Source organism: Streptomyces sp. 4N124 (assembly GCF_052245395.1).
Lineage (GTDB): Bacteria > Actinomycetota > Actinomycetes > Streptomycetales > Streptomycetaceae > Streptomyces.
In genome coordinates, this window is record NZ_JBQQBS010000021.1 from 79,509 (window position 1) to 101,029 (window position 21,521).

20 protein-coding genes and 1 pseudogene are annotated in these 21,521 nt (G+C 66.9%); 13 read left to right on the plus strand and 8 right to left on the minus strand.

Going from position 1 to position 21,521, the window contains the following annotated elements:
- Positions 1 to 43: 43 nt before the first annotated feature.
- Both ACTWQO_RS22210 and ACTWQO_RS22215 read right to left on the minus strand, forming a co-directional pair.
- Positions 44 to 952, minus strand: coding sequence for a DMT family transporter (locus ACTWQO_RS22210; RefSeq protein WP_443239078.1), 909 nt, complete (start codon positions 950 to 952; stop codon positions 44 to 46).
- The gene (locus tag ACTWQO_RS22215) at positions 949 to 1,794 is read right to left on the minus strand and encodes a 2-amino-3,7-dideoxy-D-threo-hept-6-ulosonate synthase (protein ID WP_443239079.1); all 846 of its coding nucleotides are present in this window, start codon (positions 1,792 to 1,794) and stop codon (positions 949 to 951) included. The genes ACTWQO_RS22210 and ACTWQO_RS22215 overlap by 4 nt, the downstream gene beginning before the upstream one ends.
- Positions 1,795 to 1,902: 108 nt before the next feature.
- Here ACTWQO_RS22215 and ACTWQO_RS22220 point away from each other — a divergent pair, with 108 nt between their 5' ends.
- Complete coding sequence (locus tag ACTWQO_RS22220; protein ID WP_443239080.1) at positions 1,903 to 2,112, plus strand: hypothetical protein; 210 nt, start codon at positions 1,903 to 1,905, stop codon at positions 2,110 to 2,112.
- Here the strand turns inward: ACTWQO_RS22220 and ACTWQO_RS22225 are convergent.
- The 3 genes from ACTWQO_RS22225 to ACTWQO_RS22235 all read right to left on the minus strand — a co-directional run bounded on the left by ACTWQO_RS22225 (position 2,105) and on the right by ACTWQO_RS22235 (position 4,292).
- Positions 2,105 to 2,620, minus strand: a complete 516-nt coding sequence (locus tag ACTWQO_RS22225; RefSeq protein ID WP_443239081.1) for a pyridoxamine 5'-phosphate oxidase family protein — start codon at positions 2,618 to 2,620, stop codon at positions 2,105 to 2,107. The genes ACTWQO_RS22220 and ACTWQO_RS22225 overlap by 8 nt on opposite strands.
- Positions 2,621 to 2,681: 61 nt before the next feature.
- Positions 2,682 to 3,647: a DUF4231 domain-containing protein gene (locus ACTWQO_RS22230; RefSeq protein ID WP_443239082.1), complete on the minus strand. Its 966-nt coding sequence runs from the start codon at positions 3,645 to 3,647 to the stop codon at positions 2,682 to 2,684.
- Positions 3,648 to 3,770: 123 nt separating this feature from the next.
- Positions 3,771 to 4,292, minus strand: coding sequence for a toll/interleukin-1 receptor domain-containing protein (locus ACTWQO_RS22235; protein WP_443239083.1), 522 nt, complete (start codon positions 4,290 to 4,292; stop codon positions 3,771 to 3,773).
- Positions 4,293 to 5,185: 893 nt separating this feature from the next.
- Between ACTWQO_RS22235 and ACTWQO_RS22240 the strand changes: the two genes are divergently transcribed.
- From ACTWQO_RS22240 to ACTWQO_RS22260, 5 genes are all read left to right on the plus strand, one after another.
- Positions 5,186 to 8,776 (plus strand): DEAD/DEAH box helicase family protein, encoded by a 3,591-nt coding sequence (locus ACTWQO_RS22240; protein WP_443239084.1) that lies wholly within the window; start codon positions 5,186 to 5,188, stop codon positions 8,774 to 8,776.
- Positions 8,773 to 10,284: a restriction endonuclease subunit S gene (locus tag ACTWQO_RS22245; protein ID WP_443239085.1), complete on the plus strand. Its 1,512-nt coding sequence runs from the start codon at positions 8,773 to 8,775 to the stop codon at positions 10,282 to 10,284. The genes ACTWQO_RS22240 and ACTWQO_RS22245 overlap by 4 nt, the downstream gene beginning before the upstream one ends.
- Entirely contained in the window at positions 10,281 to 11,624 is a 1,344-nt protein-coding gene (locus tag ACTWQO_RS22250; protein WP_443239086.1) for an N-6 DNA methylase, read from the plus strand. Before ACTWQO_RS22245 ends, ACTWQO_RS22250 begins: the two co-directional genes overlap by 4 nt.
- Positions 11,582 to 11,839, plus strand: a complete 258-nt coding sequence (locus ACTWQO_RS22255) for a methyltransferase (protein WP_443239087.1) — start codon at positions 11,582 to 11,584, stop codon at positions 11,837 to 11,839. Before ACTWQO_RS22250 ends, ACTWQO_RS22255 begins: the two co-directional genes overlap by 43 nt.
- A gap of 130 nt (positions 11,840 to 11,969) precedes the next feature.
- Entirely contained in the window at positions 11,970 to 12,122 is a 153-nt protein-coding gene (locus ACTWQO_RS22260) for a hypothetical protein (RefSeq protein ID WP_443239088.1), read from the plus strand.
- A 26-nt stretch (positions 12,123 to 12,148) separates the two neighbouring features.
- Here ACTWQO_RS22260 and ACTWQO_RS22265 read toward each other — a convergent pair whose 3' ends face one another.
- Positions 12,149 to 12,295, minus strand: coding sequence for a hypothetical protein (locus ACTWQO_RS22265; RefSeq protein ID WP_443239089.1), 147 nt, complete (start codon positions 12,293 to 12,295; stop codon positions 12,149 to 12,151).
- A gap of 376 nt (positions 12,296 to 12,671) precedes the next feature.
- Positions 12,672 to 13,193, minus strand: a pseudogene (locus ACTWQO_RS22270) (citrate/2-methylcitrate synthase); the annotation flags it as partial.
- 136 nt (positions 13,194 to 13,329) lie between these two features.
- Here ACTWQO_RS22270 and ACTWQO_RS22275 point away from each other — a divergent pair.
- Both ACTWQO_RS22275 and ACTWQO_RS22280 read left to right on the plus strand, forming a co-directional pair.
- Positions 13,330 to 13,662, plus strand: a complete 333-nt coding sequence (locus ACTWQO_RS22275) for a hypothetical protein (protein WP_443239090.1) — start codon at positions 13,330 to 13,332, stop codon at positions 13,660 to 13,662.
- Between the two features lie 286 nt (positions 13,663 to 13,948).
- Positions 13,949 to 14,818, plus strand: a complete 870-nt coding sequence (locus ACTWQO_RS22280; RefSeq protein WP_443239091.1) for a S1 family serine peptidase — start codon at positions 13,949 to 13,951, stop codon at positions 14,816 to 14,818.
- Positions 14,819 to 14,918: 100 nt separating this feature from the next.
- On the opposite strand, the gene ACTWQO_RS22285 is transcribed toward ACTWQO_RS22280, so the two are convergent.
- Positions 14,919 to 15,152, minus strand: coding sequence for a DUF7455 domain-containing protein (locus ACTWQO_RS22285; protein ID WP_443239092.1), 234 nt, complete (start codon positions 15,150 to 15,152; stop codon positions 14,919 to 14,921).
- Positions 15,153 to 15,593: 441 nt separating this feature from the next.
- On the opposite strand from ACTWQO_RS22285, the gene ACTWQO_RS22290 reads away from it, so the two are divergent.
- The 5 genes from ACTWQO_RS22290 to ACTWQO_RS22310 all read left to right on the plus strand — a co-directional run bounded on the left by ACTWQO_RS22290 (position 15,594) and on the right by ACTWQO_RS22310 (position 21,486).
- A complete protein-coding gene (locus ACTWQO_RS22290; RefSeq protein WP_443239093.1) occupies positions 15,594 to 17,717 on the plus strand; it encodes a DNA gyrase/topoisomerase IV subunit B in 2,124 nt (707 codons plus the stop codon).
- Between the two features lie 476 nt (positions 17,718 to 18,193).
- Complete coding sequence (locus ACTWQO_RS22295) at positions 18,194 to 18,718, plus strand: DUF1453 domain-containing protein (protein WP_443239094.1); 525 nt, start codon at positions 18,194 to 18,196, stop codon at positions 18,716 to 18,718.
- Positions 18,711 to 19,274, plus strand: coding sequence for a response regulator (locus ACTWQO_RS22300; protein ID WP_443239095.1), 564 nt, complete (start codon positions 18,711 to 18,713; stop codon positions 19,272 to 19,274). Before ACTWQO_RS22295 ends, ACTWQO_RS22300 begins: the two co-directional genes overlap by 8 nt.
- Positions 19,275 to 19,342: 68 nt before the next feature.
- The gene (locus ACTWQO_RS22305) at positions 19,343 to 19,897 is read left to right on the plus strand and encodes a DUF485 domain-containing protein (protein WP_443239096.1); all 555 of its coding nucleotides are present in this window, start codon (positions 19,343 to 19,345) and stop codon (positions 19,895 to 19,897) included.
- Entirely contained in the window at positions 19,894 to 21,486 is a 1,593-nt protein-coding gene (locus ACTWQO_RS22310; protein WP_443239097.1) for a solute symporter family protein, read from the plus strand. The genes ACTWQO_RS22305 and ACTWQO_RS22310 overlap by 4 nt, the downstream gene beginning before the upstream one ends.
- Positions 21,487 to 21,521 lie beyond the last annotated feature (35 nt).

The window sequence follows — 21,521 nt, forward strand, 5'->3', positions numbered from 1 at the left end:
GATGATCTCGCGCGGCTGAGCTCACCGTATCGGATCACTGCTCTCAACTAACCTGCTTCTGTTCGGTGTTGCTCACGGAGTCCTTGCTTACCACGATGCCTGCGACGAGTACGAGAGTCGCTCCGAGCCAGGTGAGAGGCACGGGATGCTCGCCCAGGAAGATCCAGCCGGAGACCAGTGCCGAGACCGGTTCGAGGTACAGCAGGATCCCGGCCGTCGTCACCGGCAGGCGCTTCAGGAAGGCAAGGTAGGCCAGGAGCGCCAGCGCGCTGTAGACGAGGCCCAGACTGGTGATGACCAGAAGGTCGACGACTCTCGGCGGCTCCGGATGGACGGCGAGCCAGGGCGCCAGGAGGACAGCGGCGATAGCCAGCTGCCCCGCAGCGACCCGCACAGGCGGGATGGTCGCAAGCGCCTTCTTGCTGGCGAGTGTGGATCCCGCATAGGCAAGGGCGGATACAGCTATCAACGCCAGACCGTCACGACCGCCGGTCTGTCCGGGCTGGAGGACGAAGACGCTGCCGACCAGAGCCAGAGCCAGCGATGCCGCCTGGCCACGAGTGACGTGTTCCTGAAGAGTGCGGCGAGCCAGCCCCGCGATGGCGAGCGGCGCGAGATAGATACCGAGCAGCACCGTGCCGACCGGCGCGCGCTGCAAGGCCATCACGAACGTCAGCCAGTGCACGGCCAGGAGCGCCCCGGACCACAGCAGCGAGCGCACCTCGGGTTTCCCGTAGCTGCGGATGCTCGGCCGGCCCCGGCCCCTCGGCGTGGCCGCTTCCCACAGCCACAGTGCCGCCGCGCCCACCGCGGCCCGTCCGAACGCGATCGCGGCAGCAGGCAGCGCGCTTTCGCGGACCAAGACGCCGCTGGTGCCCCACAGCACAGCAACGGCCGCGGTACCCAGCGCCGGGACGTAACGACGCAGGGACGACGTGCGTGTGACACTCACTGCCCGCTCGCGGCGGCGACGCTCGGCTGGCCGGCCAGCACCTCATCCGGTGAGAGGTCATCGTGAACCACCGAGCGAAGCATGCGTACGAAGCCGGTTATGTCGGTGCGGTTGTAGGTCTGCCTCCCGAAGCAGACGCCGGTGGCACCCGCCTCGATCGCGCCGTGCGCGTTGCTCAGAGCCTCACGGATCGACGTACGAGGTCCACCAGCGACGATCACGGGTACCCCCATGGATGCTGTGGTGACCGAGGCGAAGGATTCCGGATCGCCGGTGTACTGCGTCTTCACCACGTCCGCCCCGACCTCCACCGCGATGCGGACGCAGTGGCGCACGAGATCCGCGTATCGATCGCGATCGTGCTCTTTGAGTTCGAGGTAGTTGTCGTCCGTCCCGTTATGGGCACGCCGTGGGTACATGATGGCCAGGAGTGGCATCCCCCACCGTTCGCAGTCCTCGGCGACCGCACCCAAAGTCGCGAGCATGTCCGGCTCCTGACGGTCCGACACGTTCACGTGCACCGCGACGCCGTCGCACCCATGGCGTATGGCGCGTTCCACGGAGCTCACCGCGACCTTGCGGGTGTGGACTCCGAGGACGGTACTCGCGGTGAGGTTGGCGACGAAAGGGAGGCGCACGCCTCTCTCCGTGTACTGCGTCAGCAGGCGTGGAAAGCCGAGTACGGCATCGGCCCCGCCTAAGGCCACCTCTCGTACACGTGTCACAGGATCGGTGAGACCGGCGTAGGGCCCGTTGATGAGGTCGTCATCGAAGGGCACCATCACCGTGCGAACGCCGGGAATGATCCGGGCGAGCCTGACTGTCTTACCGTTGGAAGCCATGGGTTCCTCTTTCGGGTCCGTCATGGTCAGTAGGTGGCTGGGGTGTGAGTGTGAGGGCCGGTACCGTGGCGGGCGGCGGACCGACCGACCGACCGAGAGGACGATCGCATGGACGCGGTACGCGGACCACGGCGTACGGACTGGGTGCAGCAACTCCAGGACGGCATGCTGCCCGACAGCGTCGACCCTCTTGAGGAACTGCATCGTCTGGCGGCCGACTTGGACCCCGCGGACAGCCTGGCCGTCTTCGCGAACGTCGACGTACCGGAAATCGACATCGCGGACAACACCGAGCCGACCGCCCCTCCAACTACCTGACGACGGCCGCCGTGACGTAAACACGGCGCCCGAACCGGGGCTCGTCCAGCAGCGTCAGCGACTCGACACGGAATCGGTACAGCGCCAAGGGACCTTCGCCGGTGAGGAAGCGCTGCTGCATGGCTGGGTCCTGCGCGAACGTCGGGAACCGCCCCTGATAGCAAGCCAGAGCAGCCTTCGCGCCCGTCTCCGCCTCACGCGCTTCCTGCACGGCGCCGGAGAGCTGGACGCCTTGAAGGTGCTCGCCGTACTCGGGCGGCTGGCGCGACACAGTGGCTGCCGCGCGCGGGTCGGCGGCCGTGTTCTGGCTGTGCTGTGTGGACCGCTCGCTGACGAAGTACAAGTCTAGTTCTCCGTCGTGGGCGAAGAATGCGGTGTTGATGTGCGCGCCGTCGGGTCCCGTGGTCGCGAGGGAGAAGAGTGTGTTGTCGGAGAGCAGTTCCTCCAGGCTTGCACGCAGTGCTTCTTCGGAGTGGGTCCCGTCTTGGGAGTCGAGCCGGTAGGGCATGGATGTACTCTTCCTGGTTGAGGAAAGTGACTGAAATACGGGCGAGCATTGTGGCCGGAGTTCAGGCTGCCTCCCGGCGGGCGAGCCACATGGTGTGCTCCCGCGAAATAGCATCCTCGGCCTCGCTGCACCGTCGTGACCACTGGACCTCATCGTCGGCCAGGGTCTCCAAGCCAGCCTTCACCAAGAGCAGTTCGTGCGCGGTGAGCGAGTACGCGGCTGCCAGGGGACGGTATTGCTTGAGCTGCACCCACGCGGTAACGGCAGCCGCAATGGCGGAGGCGCTGCCCAGCCCGTCATAGTCGAGCACGCCGAAAGCGCGCAGGAACCCTCCCGCCAGGCCGAGCGACGTCGCAATGAACGCCGCGGCCGTCCATCGACTGGCCATGCGCGCGAACCTGGCCGCTTTGGAGGTGTACCAGGTGTACTCAGCCTCCAAGCGCCCTTGTATGTAGGCCTGTTGCCGAAGCCGGAGGGGCTGACTGCGCAGGAGTCGCATCTCGTCGGTGATCTCGGCTTGTCCGCCGGCGTCGATGAGCCAGCCGACGTCACGGAGGTCGCGCAGGATGCTCGACATGTCCTGCAGCAGCCGCTCGTTCGCCGCCGCGTCGGTGCCTGCGAAGGGTTCCGCCCGCACCGCGTACTTCCATGACAGGGTGCGCAGCGATTCGGCCGCCGCGCGCCCCCGGTACCAGGTGCGCTGAGGGTTGTTCGCCGTCAGCCACAGGGCCGGTACGAGCGAGGCCAGCAGTGCGATCGATGCGATGAGGGCGCCCAGGTCAAGGTCGTTGCCGAGCTTGATGTCAACGCCGCCCAGGACGGCTCCCACGATCAGCATGAACAGCTGGAGAGCGGACCACCGGACCGTATCCGCCTGACCTGCCAAGGAAGCGGTGTCGGCCGAGCGGAACATGGACGGCAGACCGTCATCGGTCAGGATTAACTCGCTCGGCCCCCGAGACATGTTCACGATCATGACGATCACGAGGAGGGGACGCAAGGCCTTCTCAACAACCGTCGCGGCCAACGCTGGAATAGTGGCCGACGCCCCCAATACCGCCCCGGTGGGGGCAAGAGCACCGGGGGGACCGAGTAGTTTGCGTTGATGGCCGGGCGACGTGGAGCGACGCCCGGTCACGCCGTCGGACGGCTAGGTCGCCGATGTGAGCGGTGCGGTCGGGTCGTCCTCAACGGCGACCAGCTCGGCGATCTTGGTGGCAATTACTGCCATCGAATCCTCCGCCGTGTCGAACCCGTTTCGGGATGCAAGCAAGGGGCTAATGTTCCGCAGTTCGCCGTAGGTCGTCTCGTGCATGACAGGGAGCAGCAGATTACGTGCAAGGAGCTCTGAGAGCTCTTTGTCGGAGACGCCACCGCGCTCGATGCGTGTCAGTAGCGCAGGGGTGACCAGGACGAGACCTGTACGCGACCTCGCCAGGCCCCTGTCGATTTCCCGCATGAACGGTAGGCCGTATGCGATGTCCTTCTCGCTGAACCAGACCGACACGCCCTCTGCTTCCAGCAGGCCGCACAACTCCTTGGCAGCACCGCGTCGGTCATCCCATGCGTGGCAGAGGAAGACATCGCGAAGGTCTGGCTGTTGACTCGCGCGCAACACGGCGGCGTCGCGAACAGGAGTCAGCCCCTTCACCTCGGCAGCCGTGTAAGTCACGGAGGAGGTGCTCGGTGACCAAGGCGCTCGCGTTCTGCCGCTACTGGAACTACCCCCACTGGTAGTGCCGCCCCTGCCACCGTTCCGCGACGTGTAAGCCGGCGGCGGGTAATAGGACCGGGACGATGAGTACCCGTAGCCTCCGCCGCTGCACGCGGGGCACGCCGCACGTCCGCTGGCGGTCCGATGCCCCCGGCGTGGGGCTGTACAACGACTCATAACTACACGGTAGTCCACGCGGCCCCGGGAGCCATCTCGTTTACGCGTAGCCCGGGGTTGCCGGCACATTCCAGCAGGTTGCGATTCCCCGAGAGGTAGAGACGATCGAGGCCGCTCACATACACCGTGACTGTCTGCTCGCCTGCGGCCAACGGACCTCGGTGTCGGGCGGCATCGATGCCGGAGGTGCCAGGAACCGACAGCGGGCTACGCGCCAAGGACATCTGCCGCGCCCTCGGCACCACCGCCAACCACACCGAAAGCCTGCGCGCAAAACTCAAACGCCTCGTCGCCCGCGGCGTGCTCACCGAGCCCGAGTCCGGCCTGTTCACCCTCGCCCAGACCGCCACCAGCAGCTCTAATCCAGAGCCAACAGCATTACGAACATATCCTCACGGAACGCCCTCCTGGCCCAGCCGTGTCCTGGGCGGCGAGAGCCAGGCGCCACGACCGCGAAGCAGCACGACGGCGGCGGTTGACCACGCGCGGGCCAGCGGACTGCGCTCGCCGTGCTGTTCCGCCGCGCCGACGCATACCCCTATGGGTCTCCTTCCAGGACATTCCGCACTCGCCGAACATGCTGCATCGTCCAAATCCCTTGCCAGCGCTGTCTGTTCATGTCATCCTGCAAGGCTTTGCATACAACATGACGGCCAGTACTCTGGGGGAAACGCATGGTGACGGCGGTGGTGGGCCCGTCCGGTGGGGACGACGAGCAGATCGCGCGGTTGGCCGCGGGCTCGCCCAACTTTGGCCACTTGCTTCAGCACGAGCCTTTACTGGTGACGCTCGGCTGTGCGGCGGAGTCGTACGTCCACACCGATCCGCACGCGGCCATGATGAAGACCCGCCTTTTCGGCGAGGTCATGGCCCGACACCTGCTCACCTTGGTCAACGTCACTGCCCCTGGCAACAGGCAGGTAGACCGCATCAACGCGCTTACGCGGGCGGACGTTCTCGCGCCCCAGGTGCGTACGTGGTTCGAAGGCATCCGTGCGACGGGCAACCGGGCCGTTCACGAGTATTACGCGAACGTGCGAGCCGCGCTCCAAGCCGTGGAGATGTGCTTCCGCCTCGGCGACTGGCTGCACCGGTCCCTTGACCAGGCCGATACCACTCACCGGGTCTTCCTGGCGCCCGCACCCCCTTCCGCCGCACCTGCCCCGGCGACGGTCGCCGACCGGCACGAGCTTGAGCAGCTTCGTACCGAGCTCGGTGCCTACCGTAGCAAGTTGGAGGAGGCCCGGCTCAGGTACGACGGCAAGCAGAACCGGCTGGAGCGCGAGCAGGCCGCTCGCGCGCAGGCCGAGGCGGAGCTCGCCCGCGCCGAGGCCGAGCGGGCCGCGCTACACGACCTCGTCGCCGAGCTGAGCGACAAGATCACCGAGCTGACCGCGCCAGCCCTGGAGTTCCGGTCCGCCGCCCGCCCGCTGGACGGAGCTTCACAGCGCGACGAGTTCATCGCACACGCGCAGAAAGCCGCCCGCCCTCCCATGAGCGAGGCACAGGTTCGCGACGAACTGGATAAGATCCTGGACCGGGCGGGCTGGGCCGTCCAGGACGACAAGGACAAGAACCTCTTCGCCGGTCGCCGCGGCGTCGCCGTCCGGGAGGTCTCCACCGCGGTCGGCCGCGCCGACTACCTCCTCTACGTCAATCAGCGCCTGGTCGGGGTCATAGAGGCCAAGCGGGAAGGCGCCGACTTGGAGGCAGCCATGCAGCAGGCCTCCCGCTACGCCACCGGACTCACCCGTAGCCAGCAGCTCAGCGCCTGGCGTGCCAGCCTGCCCTTCAGGTACGTCGCTGACGGCAACACCGTCCGCTTCCACAACGCGCTCGACCCGTCCCCGCGCACCCGCGACGTCTTCGCGGTGCACCGTCCGGAGACGATCGCCCGCTGGATCGACGAGGCCGAGGCCGACCCCACTGCGCCGACCCTGCGCGCCCGGATGCGCCGACTGCCGCAGACCTTCCTCGACCCGAAGGACCTGCGCCCGGCCCAGGTGAAGGCCATCGACGGCTTGGAGCGCTCGCTAGCCAAGGACGACCCGCGCGCCCTGATCCAGATGGCGACCGGTGCCGGCAAGACGTACACGGTGGTCAGTGAGAGCTACCGGCTACTCAAGAACGCGGGCGCCAAGCGCGTGCTGTTCCTCGTCGACCGCAACAACCTAGGCAGCCAGGCCGCCACCGAGTTCGAGAATTTCGACACCCCGGACGACGGCCGCAAGTTCACCGAGCTATACGTCGTGCAGCGCCTCGCAGGCGACACCGTTCTCGGCTCCGCCCACGTGGTGGTGTCCACCGTGCAGCGGCTCTGGCTCGCCCTCACCGGCCGTCCGGTGCCGAGCGCCGACGACAACGACGAGAGCTTCGACCGCTATGACCTGGTCGACGAGCCGGTGGAGATCGGTTACAACCCGGCCCTGCCGCCGGAGTCCTTCGACCTCATCGTCGTCGACGAGTGTCACCGCTCCATCTACGGCAAGTGGCGCGCGGTCCTGGAGTACTTCGACGCCCACCTCGTCGGCCTGACCGCCACTCCGGTCATGCAGACCTTCGGGTTCTTCTTCCAGAACCTGGTCAGTGAGTACCCGTACGAGCAGGCCGTCGCCGACGGCGTCAACGTCGACTTCGACGTCTTCCGGATCCGTACAGAGCTGGGCGAGAACGGCGGAACGATCCCCGCCGAAACGGTCGTGCCGATGCGGGAGCGGAAGACCCGGCGGGAGCGGTACCAGGAGCTGGAGGAGGACCTGGAGTGGAAGGCGTCCCAGCTGGGCCGCCAGGTCATCAGCAAGGGCCAGCTGAGGCTCGTCATCGAGACCTTCCGCCAGCGCCTGTTCACGGACATCTTTCCGCCAGTGGGCGAGGGCGAGGTCCAGCGGTCGCGTACGCACGTACCCAAGACACTGATCTTCGCCGTGGACGACAACCACGCCGACGAGATCGTCCAGATGGTGCGGCAGGTCTTCGGCGAGAGCGACGACTTCTGCATGAAGATTACGCATGCAGCGAAGCGGCCCGCCGAACTGATCAAGGCTTTCCGCAACAGCCCCGAGCTGCGCATCGCGGTGACCGTGGACATGATCGCCACGGGGACGGATATCCCGCCACTGGAGTGCGTGTTCTTCCTGCGGGACGTTAAGAGCTGGGCCTACTTCGAGCAGATGAAGGGCCGGGGTTCGCGGACGGTGGACCCGGCGGAGTTCCAGGCCGTCACGCCCGACGCCGCGGTCAAGGAGCGGTTCGTGATCGTCGACGCAGTCGGCGTCACGGACTCGCCCCGCGTGGACGCGCGCCCGCTCAACCGTGTCTCCGAGCGGAAGATCCCGCTGGAGCGGCTGATGGCCAAGACGGCCGGTCTAGCGCTGACGGAGGACGAGTTCGCCACCCTGGCGGGCCGCCTGGCACGTCTTGATCGGCAGCTCACTCCTGAGGAGCGCGAGGAGGTCGAAGAACTCGCCGGCCAGCCGCTCCAAGAGATCGTCGGCGGTCTGGTCCGGTCCGTCGACCCCGACCAGCAGGAGCGGGCTCGAAGGATTGGCGGCCAGGAGCAGGTCCGGCAGGACATGTTGGAGGCCCTGAAGCCTATCGCTTCGAACCGCGAGTTGCGCGACCGGCTGATGTCGATGCGCCGTGCCCACGACATCGTCATAGACGAGGTGAGCGTGGATGAGATGAAGGAGGCGCGCGGCATCACGGCTGATGAGCTGGCGATTCGGCGTGTGTCTTCTTGGCAGCAGTACTTGAAGGACCACCGGGACGAGATCGCCGCGTTCAACATCGCGTTCAGCGAGCGGCGCGACCCCAAGGAGGTCTACCGGCGCCTACGAGATCTGGCGCGGAAGATCGAGCGTCCTCCTTTCCAGTGGACGCCGGCACGGCTGTACGACGCGTACGTGCAGCTGGGTAAGGCGGCTCAGCATCCTCGTGGGGCGGCTGGAGTCGTCGATCTGATCGGCTTGCTGCGTTTCGAGTTGGGGCTGGATGAGGAGGTACGGCCGTACCGGGCGCTCGTGGAGGAACGGTACGCGGCGTGGCGGGCCCGGCAGGAGCAGGCGGGGGCGGTGTTCACGGCGGATCAGGTGTGGTGGCTGGACCGGATGGTGGACGTGATCGCGACGGATGCGGCGATCGAGGCGGAGCACTTGAAGGACGTACCCTTCATCGAGCGCGGGGGCGTGGACGGGTTCCTGAGGGAATTCGGGGCCGATCGGGGGGCTGAGATTTTGGATGAGCTGGGACGGGAGTTGGGTGCGTGAGTGAGGGCGGTATTCCTTCGGAGCTGCCGAAGGGGTGGGTCCGGGTTCGGCTCGGCGACATTCTCGACCGGATCGAAGCAGGTAAGTCCTACAAGTGCGAACCTCGTCCAGCGTCGGCTGATGAGTGGGGTGTCATCAAGGTCAGCGCTATGACCTGGGGGAACTTCGATGAGGCCGAGAACAAGGCCGTACCCGCGGGCTTCCCCTTCAACCCTGACTACGAGATCCGACCTGGTGACATTTTGCTGAGTCGGGCGAACACCGAGGCTTATGTGGGAGCTTCCGTGCTTGTGCGTAAATGCCGCCCGCAACTGCTTCTCAGTGACAAGAGTCTTCGCATTGTTCCGGCTGAGGGGATCGACCGAGTCTGGCTGGCATATCTACTCTCATCGCCAGCAATTCGAGGCCAGATCTCTGAGCGCGCCACCGGCACGAAGGACTCGATGCGGAACATTTCTCAGGGAACGCTCGCGGACATCGAGTGCTTGTTGCCGCCGTTTGAGGAGCAGCGGCGCATCGTTGTGGCGCTCGAAGAGCAACTGTCTCGGCTCGATGCAGCACAAGGCAACGCGGAGGACGTGCGCAGGAAGTTGCTGGCATACAAAGCGAGTCGCGAACGTGAAATGGTGCCTTCACCAGACCCTGATGCGGCGGAACAGGTACTCCCAGAGGAATGGCGGATGGTGCGATTGGGCGACATCTCGCACTCATCTGGTTACGGTACGTCAACGAAGTGCGGCTACGGTGGCGCTGGTGTTCCGGTGTTGCGCATTCCGAATATCCAAAGCGGCTCCATTGATGCTTCTGATCTTAAGTATGCGTTGGACGCAAACCTCGACCTACAGGGCTACAAGGTAAGAGCAGGCGACTTGCTCGTCGTCCGCACGAACGGGAGTAGAGACCTGATCGGGCGAGTAGCGGTATCGAAGCAGGACACTGACTATGCATTCGCGTCCTACTTGATCCGCTTCAGGATCAATACGGATGTTTCTTCCCCTACTTGGGTGGCCAAGGTTCTCTCTACTCGTGCGTGGCGGCGACTCATTGAGGCGGAAGCTGCGTCGACCGCGGGACAATACAACCTGAACCTGAAGAAATTGGCCTCGCTGCCGATTCCGTTGCCTCCGCTCCAACAACAGCGTTCACTGACCGCTGCACTGAATGAGATCGACGAATCAGTTCAACGTCTCGCCAATGCCGTCGACGATGCATCGCAGAAGGGAGAGGCTCTCCGCCGCTCACTGCTTACCGAGGCTGTTGTTGGCCATCTGGTCCCACAGGACGCCGCTGACGAGCCCGCCGACACTCTGCTCGCCCGCATCCGCGCCGAGCGCGAGGTGGCCGGAGCGACCAAGTCCCGGCGCCGAAGCCCCCGTCGGACACCCTCCCAGCGCAAGCACACCCCGGACACCGCGCCGGCACTAGACGTGCCCCCGCCACCTCCAAGCGACGCCCTCGCCCTCGCCACCGCCACTCAGCCCACCCTCGACATGGAGATCCCCTCGTGACCACGACCGAGGCCCGCCGGCTCGTAGACAAGCTCTGGAGCTACTGCCACGTCCTGCGTGACGACGGCGTCTCCACCATCGACTACGTCGAGCAGTTGACGCTGCTTGTGTTCCTCAAGATGGCCCACGAGGCGCAGTCCCGCCCGCCCACGTTCCGCGAGCAGATCATGCCCGAGGGCCCGGTCTGGGAGAACCGTGGCTGGCCCGAGCTGCTGAACAACAACGGCGCCGCGCTCGAAGCCGCGTACACCGAACTCCTGGAAGATCTCGGCAACCAGCGCAAGGACACCACCTTCCACCTCATCTTCAATGGGGCCAGGAACCGTATCCACGACCCGGCCAAGCTCAAGCGCCTGGTCAAGGACCTGATCGACAAGGAGAACTGGTCGGGTCAGAAGACCGACATCAAGGGCGACGCCTACGAGGAGCTGCTGTCCCGGGGTGCGGAGGACATCAAGTCGGGCGCCGGCCAGTACTTCACCCCGCGTCCGCTGATCCAGGCCATCATCGACTGCGTCCGCCCGACGCCGGACGACATGATCACCGACCCCGCTTGTGGGACCGGTGGCTTCCTGCTGGCTGCCGCCGAGTACATCCTCCACGAGTACGGCAAGCAGCTCACCCCCGAGCAGCGCAAGCACCTCAGCAGCGGCGGCATCTGGGGCACCGAGCTGGTCAGGAACACCGCCCGCCTCGCCGCGATGAACCTCTTCCTGCACGGCATCGGTCAGCCCACCGGACCTGCTCTGGTCCGCACCAAGGACGCCCTCGCCGCCCCGCCCGACAAGCGGGCGAGCCTGGTCCTGGCCAACCCGCCCTTCGGTAAGAAGTCGTCCATCACCGTCTACGGCGACGACGGCTCCGCCGCCCGGGAGGCGATCGCCTATGAGCGTCGCGACTTCTGGGTCACCACGACCAATAAGCAGCTCAACTTTGTCCAGCACATCGCCTCACTGCTCGAAATCCACGGTCGGGCGGCGGTCGTCGTCCCCGACAACGTGCTCTTCGAGGGCGGCACAGGCGAGACCGTCCGCCGGCGCCTCCTGAACGAGTACGACGTCCACACGCTGCTGCGCCTGCCCACCGGCATCTTCTACGCGGGCGGGGTCAAGGCCAACGTGCTGTTCTTCGAACGTAAGCCGGCCCGCCCCAACCACCCGTGGACCGAGAAGCTGTGGGTTTACGACTTCCGTACTGCCCAGCACTTCACCCTCAAGCAGAACCCCCTCACCTCACCCGTGGTCACCTCGAAGACTTCGTGCAGTGCTACCGCCCTGGCGAGGACCGTTCCAAGCGCGTGGAGACGGAGCGCTTCAAGGCGTACACGTACGCGGAAGTGATCGCCCGCGACAAGGCGAACCTCGACATCGCCTGGCTCCGCGACCCGAGCCTAGACGGCGCGGCCAACCTGCCCGCGCCCGAGGTGCTGGCCGCCGAGATCGTCGAGGACCTCCAGGCCGCCCTGGAGGAGTTCGCCGCAATCGCGGAGACGCTGCAACAGGCCCGGAGCGAGGAACACGATGCGGCAGCGGAGGAAGCGTACGTCGCGGACTGAGCGCTTACGGGGCCCGTAGGCGTGATGCCACCGAGATGCTGGACCACTCTGGGGGCGGGCGCTCGTGACGATGGATATAGACACGTACCGCGCTGGCCGTGAGGAGGCGACGAGAAGTGGTCCGGGTGTCTTGGCAGCCCCTCGGCCTTCCATCGGGCGCACGCTGCCCACACCCTCTCGGCTGACCCACAGCGGCACGCCGTCCGTCCACCTGGGCATGGTCCGCGCGGACGCGGCCAAGAAGATGGCCGAGGCGATGCGGACCAGCGGAAACGGCAACTGACAGCACCATTACGGCGCGGGGCGCCCTCAGTGTGTCCCTGTCCACCATGCGGTGAACCCCGAGCATGCCAGGGCCGAGACGATCGTGAGGAACCGCACGGGTGGACGCTGGAGTATCAAGCGGAAGCCGCCGATGCGGAGTTCGAGGAACGGGGCGTCATCGCTCTTGGGCATGGCTGTGCCTGCTTCCTGGCGGGGTGGTCTTGGGGTTCAGGCAGGGGGAATGGTGGCTCAGGCGCCAATTCGAAGGCGTCTGCCAACGCTGCTGCGCGGCGACGGTATTTTTGCAGGCCCGAGCAATCGACACGCCGGGCGGGATACGTCGATGCCTTGACCAGCGGCGCGTCCGAGCCGCGATCGGCTGACGGCACGCAAGCGAGTTATCCAACCCCTCAGGCCTTCGGGCAGATACACCTCTTTACGAGTTCGTTATCACGTGTCGAGGTGAATGCAATCGCACACCGCCTGAACATCCCCAAGAGTGACGGACGAAGGCGAAGCCTGCACTTCCTTGCAAAGGAACATATTTCCAGCGTCAGACTGCCGGTTGTCAGGCCGCCGGTACGGCAACCGGGGCCCCAGGACCCACATATCGCGCCACCGGACGGATGATCTTCGAGTCCTCCGCCTGTTCCAGGATGTTGGCGCTCCAGCCCACCGCCCGTGCCGCCGCGAACGTCGGGGTGAACATCTCGCGCGGCAGACCGCAGAGTTCCATGACCACGCCCGCGTAGAACTCGACGTTCGTGTGGAGTGCGCGGCCCGGCTTCAGCTCGGCGAGGATCGCCTCGACCCGCCGCTCGACCTCGACGGCGAAGTCGACACGCGGGCCGCCGAAGCGCTGGGCGATCTCGCGGAGCATCCGGGAGCGGGGGTCCTCCGTGCGGTAGACGGGGTGGCCGAAGCCCATGATGCGGTCGCCGGCCAGGACGCGCTCGCGGATCCAGGGGTCGATGCGTTCGGGCGCGCCGATGGCGTCGAGGGTGTCGAGTGCCCGGCTGGGAGCACCGCCGTGCAGCGGGCCGGACAGCGCGCCCACGGCTCCCACGAGGCACGCGGCCACATCCGCTCCGTACTGCTGCCCGCCCGACGGCACACCCATGGGGCCGCTTGGAATCCGGAGCTTTGGGACGTGGCACTGGACGACGTACCGTTGACCATGTATCGGCAGTGGAGATTGCCTCGCCTCATCAAGGGAGGTCGGGCTGATGACTGATACTCCGTCCCCAGAGTGGGAGCCACGCCCCGAGGGCGCCCCGCCCCCCGCCCCGGATCTCAAGAGGAAGAAGCCCCGAAGGATCTTCCTCTGGATCTTCCTCGCGGTGCAGGCGCTGTTCTTGATCTGGATCATCACGGGCGTGAACAGCGCGAACGACGACGATCCTGACTGTGAGGGCCTGACTGGCGACGCACTCCAGCTCTGTCAGGACGCCGGGGACGTCGGAACCGCGATCGGCGTCGGCCTCATCATCGGCCTCTGGGCGGCTGTGGACGTCATCCTCGGTATTACCTACGGCATCTACCGGCTCAGCCGTAGGTAATACCGCGATCGTGATGAAGCGCTCAGGACTGCGCGTGCAGAGCTGGCATCGGCTGAGAATCCAGGATATTTCGAGTGCCACGCTCGTCGCCCACCTGCGTTTATGCAGGTCAAGCACAGCGCTCACCCGTCCATACTGCGCGACTACCTCGACTAGGTCGCGTTCGTACGACGCCGAAGGCCCGGCCCCCTCCAGGGGAGCCGGGCCTTCGCGCTGAGCGGGTGCGGGGGCCGGAGTTGTGAATCACCCTGGGTTTTCCATGACCACCCCAGAGTGAGGAACGTGTATGCGTTTTCCTTTTTCCCGGGGGCTGACCCGGCCGCTGGTTCTTGCGGTCGCCGCCACCGCCGTAACGGTCGTGTCCGCCACCCCGGTGCCCGCGGACAACGTCGTCGTCGGTGGTTTCCCGGTCGAGATATCCGAGAGCCCGTGGACCGTGGCGCTGTCCAGCCGTGACCGGTTCGGGGGTACGCGCGCGGGGCAGTTCTGCGACGGCGTGGTGGTGGGCCCCGCCACGGTGCTCACCGCGGCTCACTGTCTGGGCGAGGACGTCCTGAGCGCGCCCCCGGACCAGGTGCGCGACCTCAAGGTCATCACAGGCCGTACGGACCTGCTCTCCGATCAGGGGCGGGAGATCGCCGTACGCGACACCTGGGTGAACCCTGACTACGACAGCGTCAGCAACGCCGGCGACTTCGCGGTGGTCACCCTTGCGAAGCCCCTCCCGAAGAGCTCGGTCGTCCAGATGGCGGCCGCCGGCGATCAGGCGTACGAACCGGGCACGGCCGCCACTGTCTACGGCTGGGGTGATGTCACCGGCTCCGGCGACTATGCGCGCAGCCTGCGGGGGGCACGCGTGCATGTGCTTCGTGATGCTCTCTGCGAGCAGGCGTATCCGGGCAGTGCCGAAGGCACCTTTGGCGGCGACACCATGGTGTGTGCCGGGGAGGAGAAAGGCGGCCACGACGCCTGTCAGGGGGACAGTGGAGGGCCGCTCGTGGCACAGGGGAAGCTGATCGGGCTTGTGTCCTGGGGGAGCGGCTGTGGGCGCGCTGAGAGCCCCGGCGTCTATACGCGGGTGTCCGAGGTCATGCGCACGCTGGGCTGGGGCGGCAGCCCAGGGGCGAGGCGTACAGGGGCGCCTGGCCGGGTCTGAGGAGGGTCTCCGGGTACGAGCGCGGGCGGCGCCCCCGTCTCAGGGGGTGCCGCCCGCGGGCCGGCCTGTGCCGGTGCTGGCTCGTCGTGGACGCGAGGTGTCAGCGCTCTTCTTCGGAGGCGGATGCTGCCGGAGCGGCCGTCAGTCGCTCCGTCTCGTCCTGTATCTCAGCGGCGATCTTCTTGAGTTCCGGCTCGAACTTGCGACCGTGGTGGGCGCAGAAGAGCAGTTCTCCGCCGCTCAGCAGGACGACGCGCAGGTATGCCTGGGCGCCGCAGCGGTCGCAGCGATCGGCGGCCGTCAGCGGGCTCGCGGGGGTCAGAACAGTAGTCACGTCGCCTCTTCTCTAGCTCGACGAGCTGTCGTACCAGGGTCAACATCCAACCAGCCCGAAAACGTTCCCGCTCGTGGCTTTCCCTCGAAAAAAATCTTCGCGGGCGGCTGACTGCTGCCGGTTGGCGGCGAATGTGCCGTATTGCGTGTCTATGTGTCTTACGGTTTCGCGCTGTCGGTCAATGTCGGTCCTCCCGGCTGGGTTGCCGGTTGTTCATGAGGACGTGCCCGGAGCCTAAATGGTTCATGCCTGGAAGGGAACGTGATGTGTGCTTCACTCCATCGAGGGATCGAACACCTATGCGACCCTGGGCTAGTGTGAGTTCATGACGAGGGTGGCGTTACATCGGCTCTACCAGGCCTCGGTACCCTCTGAGCGGCAACCGAAGCCGCGCCCTTACCCAGAAGGGCCCCACCTGAAATTCAGCGAGGAGCGAACCGCGTGACCGCCGAGACGTCCGTGCCGTCCACAGCGCTGCTGGCAGGAGCAGACCGGGACGGTTCCAACTACACCGCGCGGCACCTGCTCGTCCTCGAGGGGCTCGAGGCCGTGCGGAAGCGCCCGGGTATGTACATCGGGTCGACCGACAGCCGTGGCCTGATGCACTGCCTGTGGGAGATCATCGACAACTCCGTGGACGAGGCCCTCGGGGGCTACTGCGACCACATCGAGGTGATCCTCCATGACGACGGATCTGTCGAGGTCCGGGACAACGGCCGAGGCATCCCGGTCGATGTCGAGCCCAAGACCGGCCTCTCCGGTATCGAGGTCGTCATGACCAAGCTGCACGCCGGCGGCAAGTTCGGCGGTGGCTCGTACGCCGCCTCCGGCGGTCTGCACGGCGTCGGCGCCTCCGTGGTGAACGCCCTGTCCGCCCGGCTCGACGTCGAGGTGGACCGCAGTGGCCACACGCACGCCATCAGTTTCCGGCGCGGTGCCCCGGGAGCCTTCGCCGCGGACGGCCCCGACGCCAAGTTCGAGGCCAAGAGCGGCCTGCGCAAGGCCAAGAAGATCCCCAAGACCCGCACCGGCACCCGCGTGCGGTACTGGGCCGACCGCCAGATCTTCCTCAAGGACGCCAAGCTCTCCCTGGAGAACCTGCACCAGCGGGCACGCCAGACGGCTTTCCTGGTGCCCGGCCTGACCATCGTCGTGCGTGACGAGTTCGGCCTCGGCGAAGACGGCAGCAAGGGCGAGGAGTCCTTCCGCTTCGACGGGGGCATCAGCGAGTTCTGCGAGTACCTCGCCACCGACAAGCCGGTCTGCGACGTCCTCCGCTTCTCAGGGCAGGGCACCTTCAAGGAGACGGTTCCGGTCCTGGACGACCACGGCCAGATGACACCCACCGAGGTCACCCGCGAGCTCGGCGTCGACGTTGCGATGCGTTGGGGCACCGGTTACGACACCACCCTGAGATCGTTCGTCAACATCATCGCCACGCCCAAGGGCGGCACCCACGTCGCGGGCTACGAGCAGGCGGTCACCAAGACGCTGAACGAGGTGCTGCGCGGCAAGAAGCTGCTGCGCGTGGCCGAGGACGACATCGTCAAGGACGACGCCCTGGAGGGCCTCACCGCGGTCGTCACCGTGCGGCTGGCCGAGCCGCAGTTCGAGGGGCAGACCAAGGAAGTCCTCGGCACCTCGGCGGCCCGTCGGATCGTGAACACCGTGATCACCAAGGAGCTCAAGGCGTTCCTCACCTCCACGAAGAGGGACGACGCTGCACAGGCGCGGGTGGTCCTGGAGAAGGCCGTCGCCGCCGCCCGTACCCGGATCGCCGCCCGCCAGCACAAGGACGCGCAGCGCCGGAAGACGGCCCTTGAGTCCTCGTCGCTGCCCGCCAAGCTCGCCGACTGCCGCAGTGATGACGTCGACCGCAGCGAGCTGTTCATCGTCGAGGGAGACTCCGCGCTCGGCACCGCCAAGCTCGCCCGGAACTCCGAGTTCCAGGCGCTGCTGCCGATTCGCGGCAAGATCCTCAACGTTCAGAAGTCGTCCGTGACCGACATGCTCAAGAACGCCGAGTGCGGCGCGATCATCCAGGTCATAGGAGCGGGGTCGGGCCGGACCTTCGACATCGACGCGGCTCGCTACGGCAAGATCATCATGATGACCGACGCCGATGTGGACGGCTCCCACATCCGGACGCTGCTGCTGACCCTGTTCCACCGCTACATGAGGCCGATGGTCGAGGCCGGCCGGGTCTTCGCGGCCGTCCCTCCGCTGCACCGTGTCGAGCTCATCCAGCCCAAGAAGGGCCAGGACAAGTACGTCTACACGTACTCGGACCGCGAACTGCGCGACAAGCTCATGGAGTTCGAGAGCAAGGGCGTCCGGTACAAGGACTCCATCCAGCGGTACAAGGGTCTCGGCGAGATGGACGCCGACCAGCTGGCCGAGACGACCATGGACCCGCGTCACCGCACACTGCGCCGGATCAACCTCGGCGATCTGGAGTCCGCCGAGCAGGTCTTCGATCTGCTGATGGGCAACGACGTCGCACCGCGCAAGGAGTTCATCTCCAGCTCGGCGGCGACGCTGGACCGGTCCCGCATCGACGCGTAGCTGCTGCGCTCGGCCGGGCATGGAAACGGTGGCGGTCCGGTGCCGGAAAAGCGGTGTCGGTGGCGGGCCGTCGGGTGAGAGTCGCGGCACTGTTGGGTGGAGGCAGGTGCCGTGGCTGCCGGCACGGGCGTTGTGCGTGCCGGTCACCGGCCGCGCTGCCGTGCGGATGCCCGGCCGCCGACCCGCTGTCGGGCAGAGGCGCTCTGCGAGCAGTTCTGTCGGCCGGCTGTCGGGCAAGGCCTCGCCCTGCCCGCAGTTCTGTCGGCCCGCTGCCGAGCAAGGCGTCGCCCCGCCCACAGCACCGGCGACCGGAGACGGAGTCCGCCGTCTCCACCCGTGGGCGGAGACGGCAGCGGTGCCGGATCCACCCATGATCCACCCTGGCTCCGATCTCCTGACCAGCGAATTTCCGTAGCGTCGAAGGCGTCGGCAGCGCTCGCTGTCGGCACCGCCCTTCTTCGCTCACGGAGGCACCGATGACCGGTCTCGTCGACGCGTTGTTGATCGCGGCCGTGGTCGCTCTGGTGATCGTGCGCCAGTTCCGCGCAAGCCGGATCGGCACGGGAAAGCGCTGGTGGCTGACCCCCGCGGTCCTGACCGTCGTCGCGTTGCGCGAGCCCACCATCATCGACGCCCATCACCGCACCGAGTCAGTGTTCTTGCTCGGCGCCGAACTCCTCATCGGCCTCGCCACGGGAGCCGCGTGGGCGTGGACCACCCGCATATGGGCGGAGCCGGACGGCACGGTATGGAGCAAAGGCACCAGAGCGAGCGTGGTCGTCTGGGTCGCCGGCATAGCCCTGCGCATCGCGCTCTTCGCCCTCGGCACGGGGTTGGGCGTGAAGCAGGACACGTCCGCCCTGCTCCTCGCTCTGGCGATCACGTTGCTCGTCCGTGGAGAGATCCTCACCTGGCGCGCTCGATCCCTGCACCCGACCCCCGAGCAGAGTCCGGCGTACGGTGACACCGTGTCCTGGCCCGCGTGGAAGGAACATGTGTGACGGAGAGGACGAGGCGGTGAAGCTCGTCGCCGAACTCGCCCCGGACGTGGTCCTGATGGACCTGCGCATGCCCCGCTGCGACGGAGTGGAGGCGACCCGACGGATCCGGAGTGAGCATCCCGGGACACAGGTCGTGGTGCTCACCACCTACGCGGACGACGAGTCTCTCTTCCCGGCGCTGAGAGCGGGAGCACGCGGGTATCTCACCAAGGACGCGGGAGGTGACGAAATCGTCCGGGCGGTGCACAGCGTGCTGTCCGGGGACGCGGGACTCTCGCCCAGCATCCAACGACGGTTGCTGGAGCGGCTGTCGGAACCGGAACACCCAGCGGCGCCGGCGGTGCCGCCCGACGGGCTCACCCCGCGGGAGACCGAGGTGCTGGAGCTGATCGCCGAAGGGCTCAGCAACCCTGAGATCGCCAAGAAGCTCCATGTCTCCACAGCCACGATCAAGACCCACGTCAACAACATCTTCACCAAGGCGAGGATCAAGGACCGAGCTCAGGCGGTGCGTTACGCGTTCGCGAAAGGGCTGGCGCGGCCGCCGGCGGGGTGAGTCACCTGATGGGGTGAAGAGCGCGGGGAGAAGAGTCGGGGATCTTCCCGTTCTGTCCATCCTTGGGCATGCACTCAAGCAACGGTCGCTCCGGGGTAGGCAGGGGCGGACCCGAGAGTACGGCCGGGCAGAACGGCGCCTATGGCCCACCTCCCGCAGAGAAGCCCGGAAGCGTGCGGTACGACGATCCCTGGTACGACGCGCTCGCCTCGGGCTGGGGTGAGTCGGGCGATGCCGGAGGGCCGGATCCGGTCGTTGCGCCCGCGCGTGAGGAGCCTGAGCAGAGGGCTGCGGCCGATGTGTACCTCGAGGTGCAACGCAGCGCGGCCTTCCGGGAAGTGCGCAGTCGCTACCGGCGGTTCGTGATGCCGGCGGTTGCAGGATTCTTCGCCTGGTACGTGGGATACGTCGTGACGGCCACGACTGCTCCAGGGCTGATGGGCCGACCCGTGGCGGGTGCCGTGAATGTGGCGATGCTTGCGGGGCTGGGGCAGTTCCTCACCACGTTTCTGCTCACCTGGGCCTATGCCCGGCATGCTCGGTTGCGCAGGGACCGGGCCGCGCTCGAACTGCGGTGGGACACCCAGGAACTGACGCGTGGGGTCCGAGGCGGTGCTTCGTGACGGACAACCATCAGACTCTGGCGCTGCTCCTGTTCAGCGCCTTCGTGGCCGTCACCCTGGGCATCACGACCTGGGTCAGCCGCAACCGGCAGGGTTCGGTGGAGGAGTTCTACGCGGGCGGGCGGCTGTTCACTCCGGTGGAGAATGGTTTTGCCATCGCGGGCGACTACATGTCGGCGGCTTCCTTCCTCGGCATCTCCGGGCTCATCGCCCTGTACGGCTACGACGGGATGCTGTACGCGGTGGGCTTCCTCGTGGCCTGGCTCGTGGTGCTGTTCCTGGTCGCGGAACTGGTGCGCAACTGCGGGAGGTTCACGCTCGCCGATGTGGTCGCGGCGCGGATGCGTGAGAGGCCGGTGCGGATCGCGGCGGGAACTTCCTCGGTCACCGTGTCCGTTCTGTATCTGGTGGCGCAGATGGTCGGTGCGGGCAGCCTGGTCGCGCTGCTGCTGGGAGGTAAGGGCGAGGCGGCACGGGCCTGGACGGTCGTCGGTGTCGGCGCGCTGATGGTGATCTATGTGTCGCTGGGAGGGATGCGGGCCACCACATGGATTCAGATCGTCAAGGCGGCTCTGCTGCTCAGCGGCACGGTGGCGCTGACCGTGCTCGTGCTGGTGCGCTTCCATGGTGACTTCGACCAACTGCTGCTGACGGCGGCGGAGCGCAGCGGTCATGGCGAATCGTTCCTGGCGCCCGGGTTGAAGTACGGCGGCGACTGGACCGCCCGCTTCGACTTCATCAGCCTCGGACTCGCCCTGGTGCTGGGCACGGCCGGGCTGCCGCACATCCTGTCCCGCTTCTACACCGTGCCGACCGCGCGGGCCGCACGACGCTCGGTGGTCTGGGCGATCGGGCTCATCGGCGGTTTCTACCTGATGACCATCGTGCTGGGCTTCGGCGCGGCAGCGATCGTCGGCCCGGATGCCGTACGGGGATCGAACGGGGCCGGAAACACGGCGGTTCCCCTGCTCGCGCTCGATCTCGGAGGCGGCGCCGATTCCACTGGCGGAACGGTTCTGTTCGCGATCGTGGCCGCTGTCGCCTTCGCCACGATCCTCGCGGTGGTCGCCGGCATCACGCTCGCGTCCTCGGCGTCCGTGGCCCATGACCTCTACGCGTCCCTACCACGCCGGCACGCCAAGCCGCGCAGCGAGGTGGCCGTCGCCCGCGCGGCCGCGGTCGGTATCGGCGTGGTCGCCATCGCCCTCGGTCTGCTGGCCCGTGACCTCAACGTCGCCTTCCTGGTGGGGCTGGCCTTCGCCGTCGCCGCCTCGGCCAATCTGCCGGTGCTGCTCTACTCGCTGTTCTGGCGCGGCTTCACCACACGCGGCGCGGTGTGGGCCGTATACGGCGGGCTGATCCCAGCCGTGGTCCTCGTGGTGCTGTCGCCGGTGGTGTCGGGCAGCCCCGAATCGCTGTTCCCCGGCGTGGACTTCCAGTACTTCCCGCTGCAGAACCCCGGCCTGGTGTCCATTCCGCTGGGCTTCGTCGCCGGCTGGCTCGGCACGGTCACTTCGGCGGAGGAACCCGACGACGCCAAACACGCGGAGACCGAAGTGCGGTCGCTGACCGGGGCGGGGGCGGTGTAGGCGGGGCGGCGGAGAAGAGAGCGCCCGGCATCCGT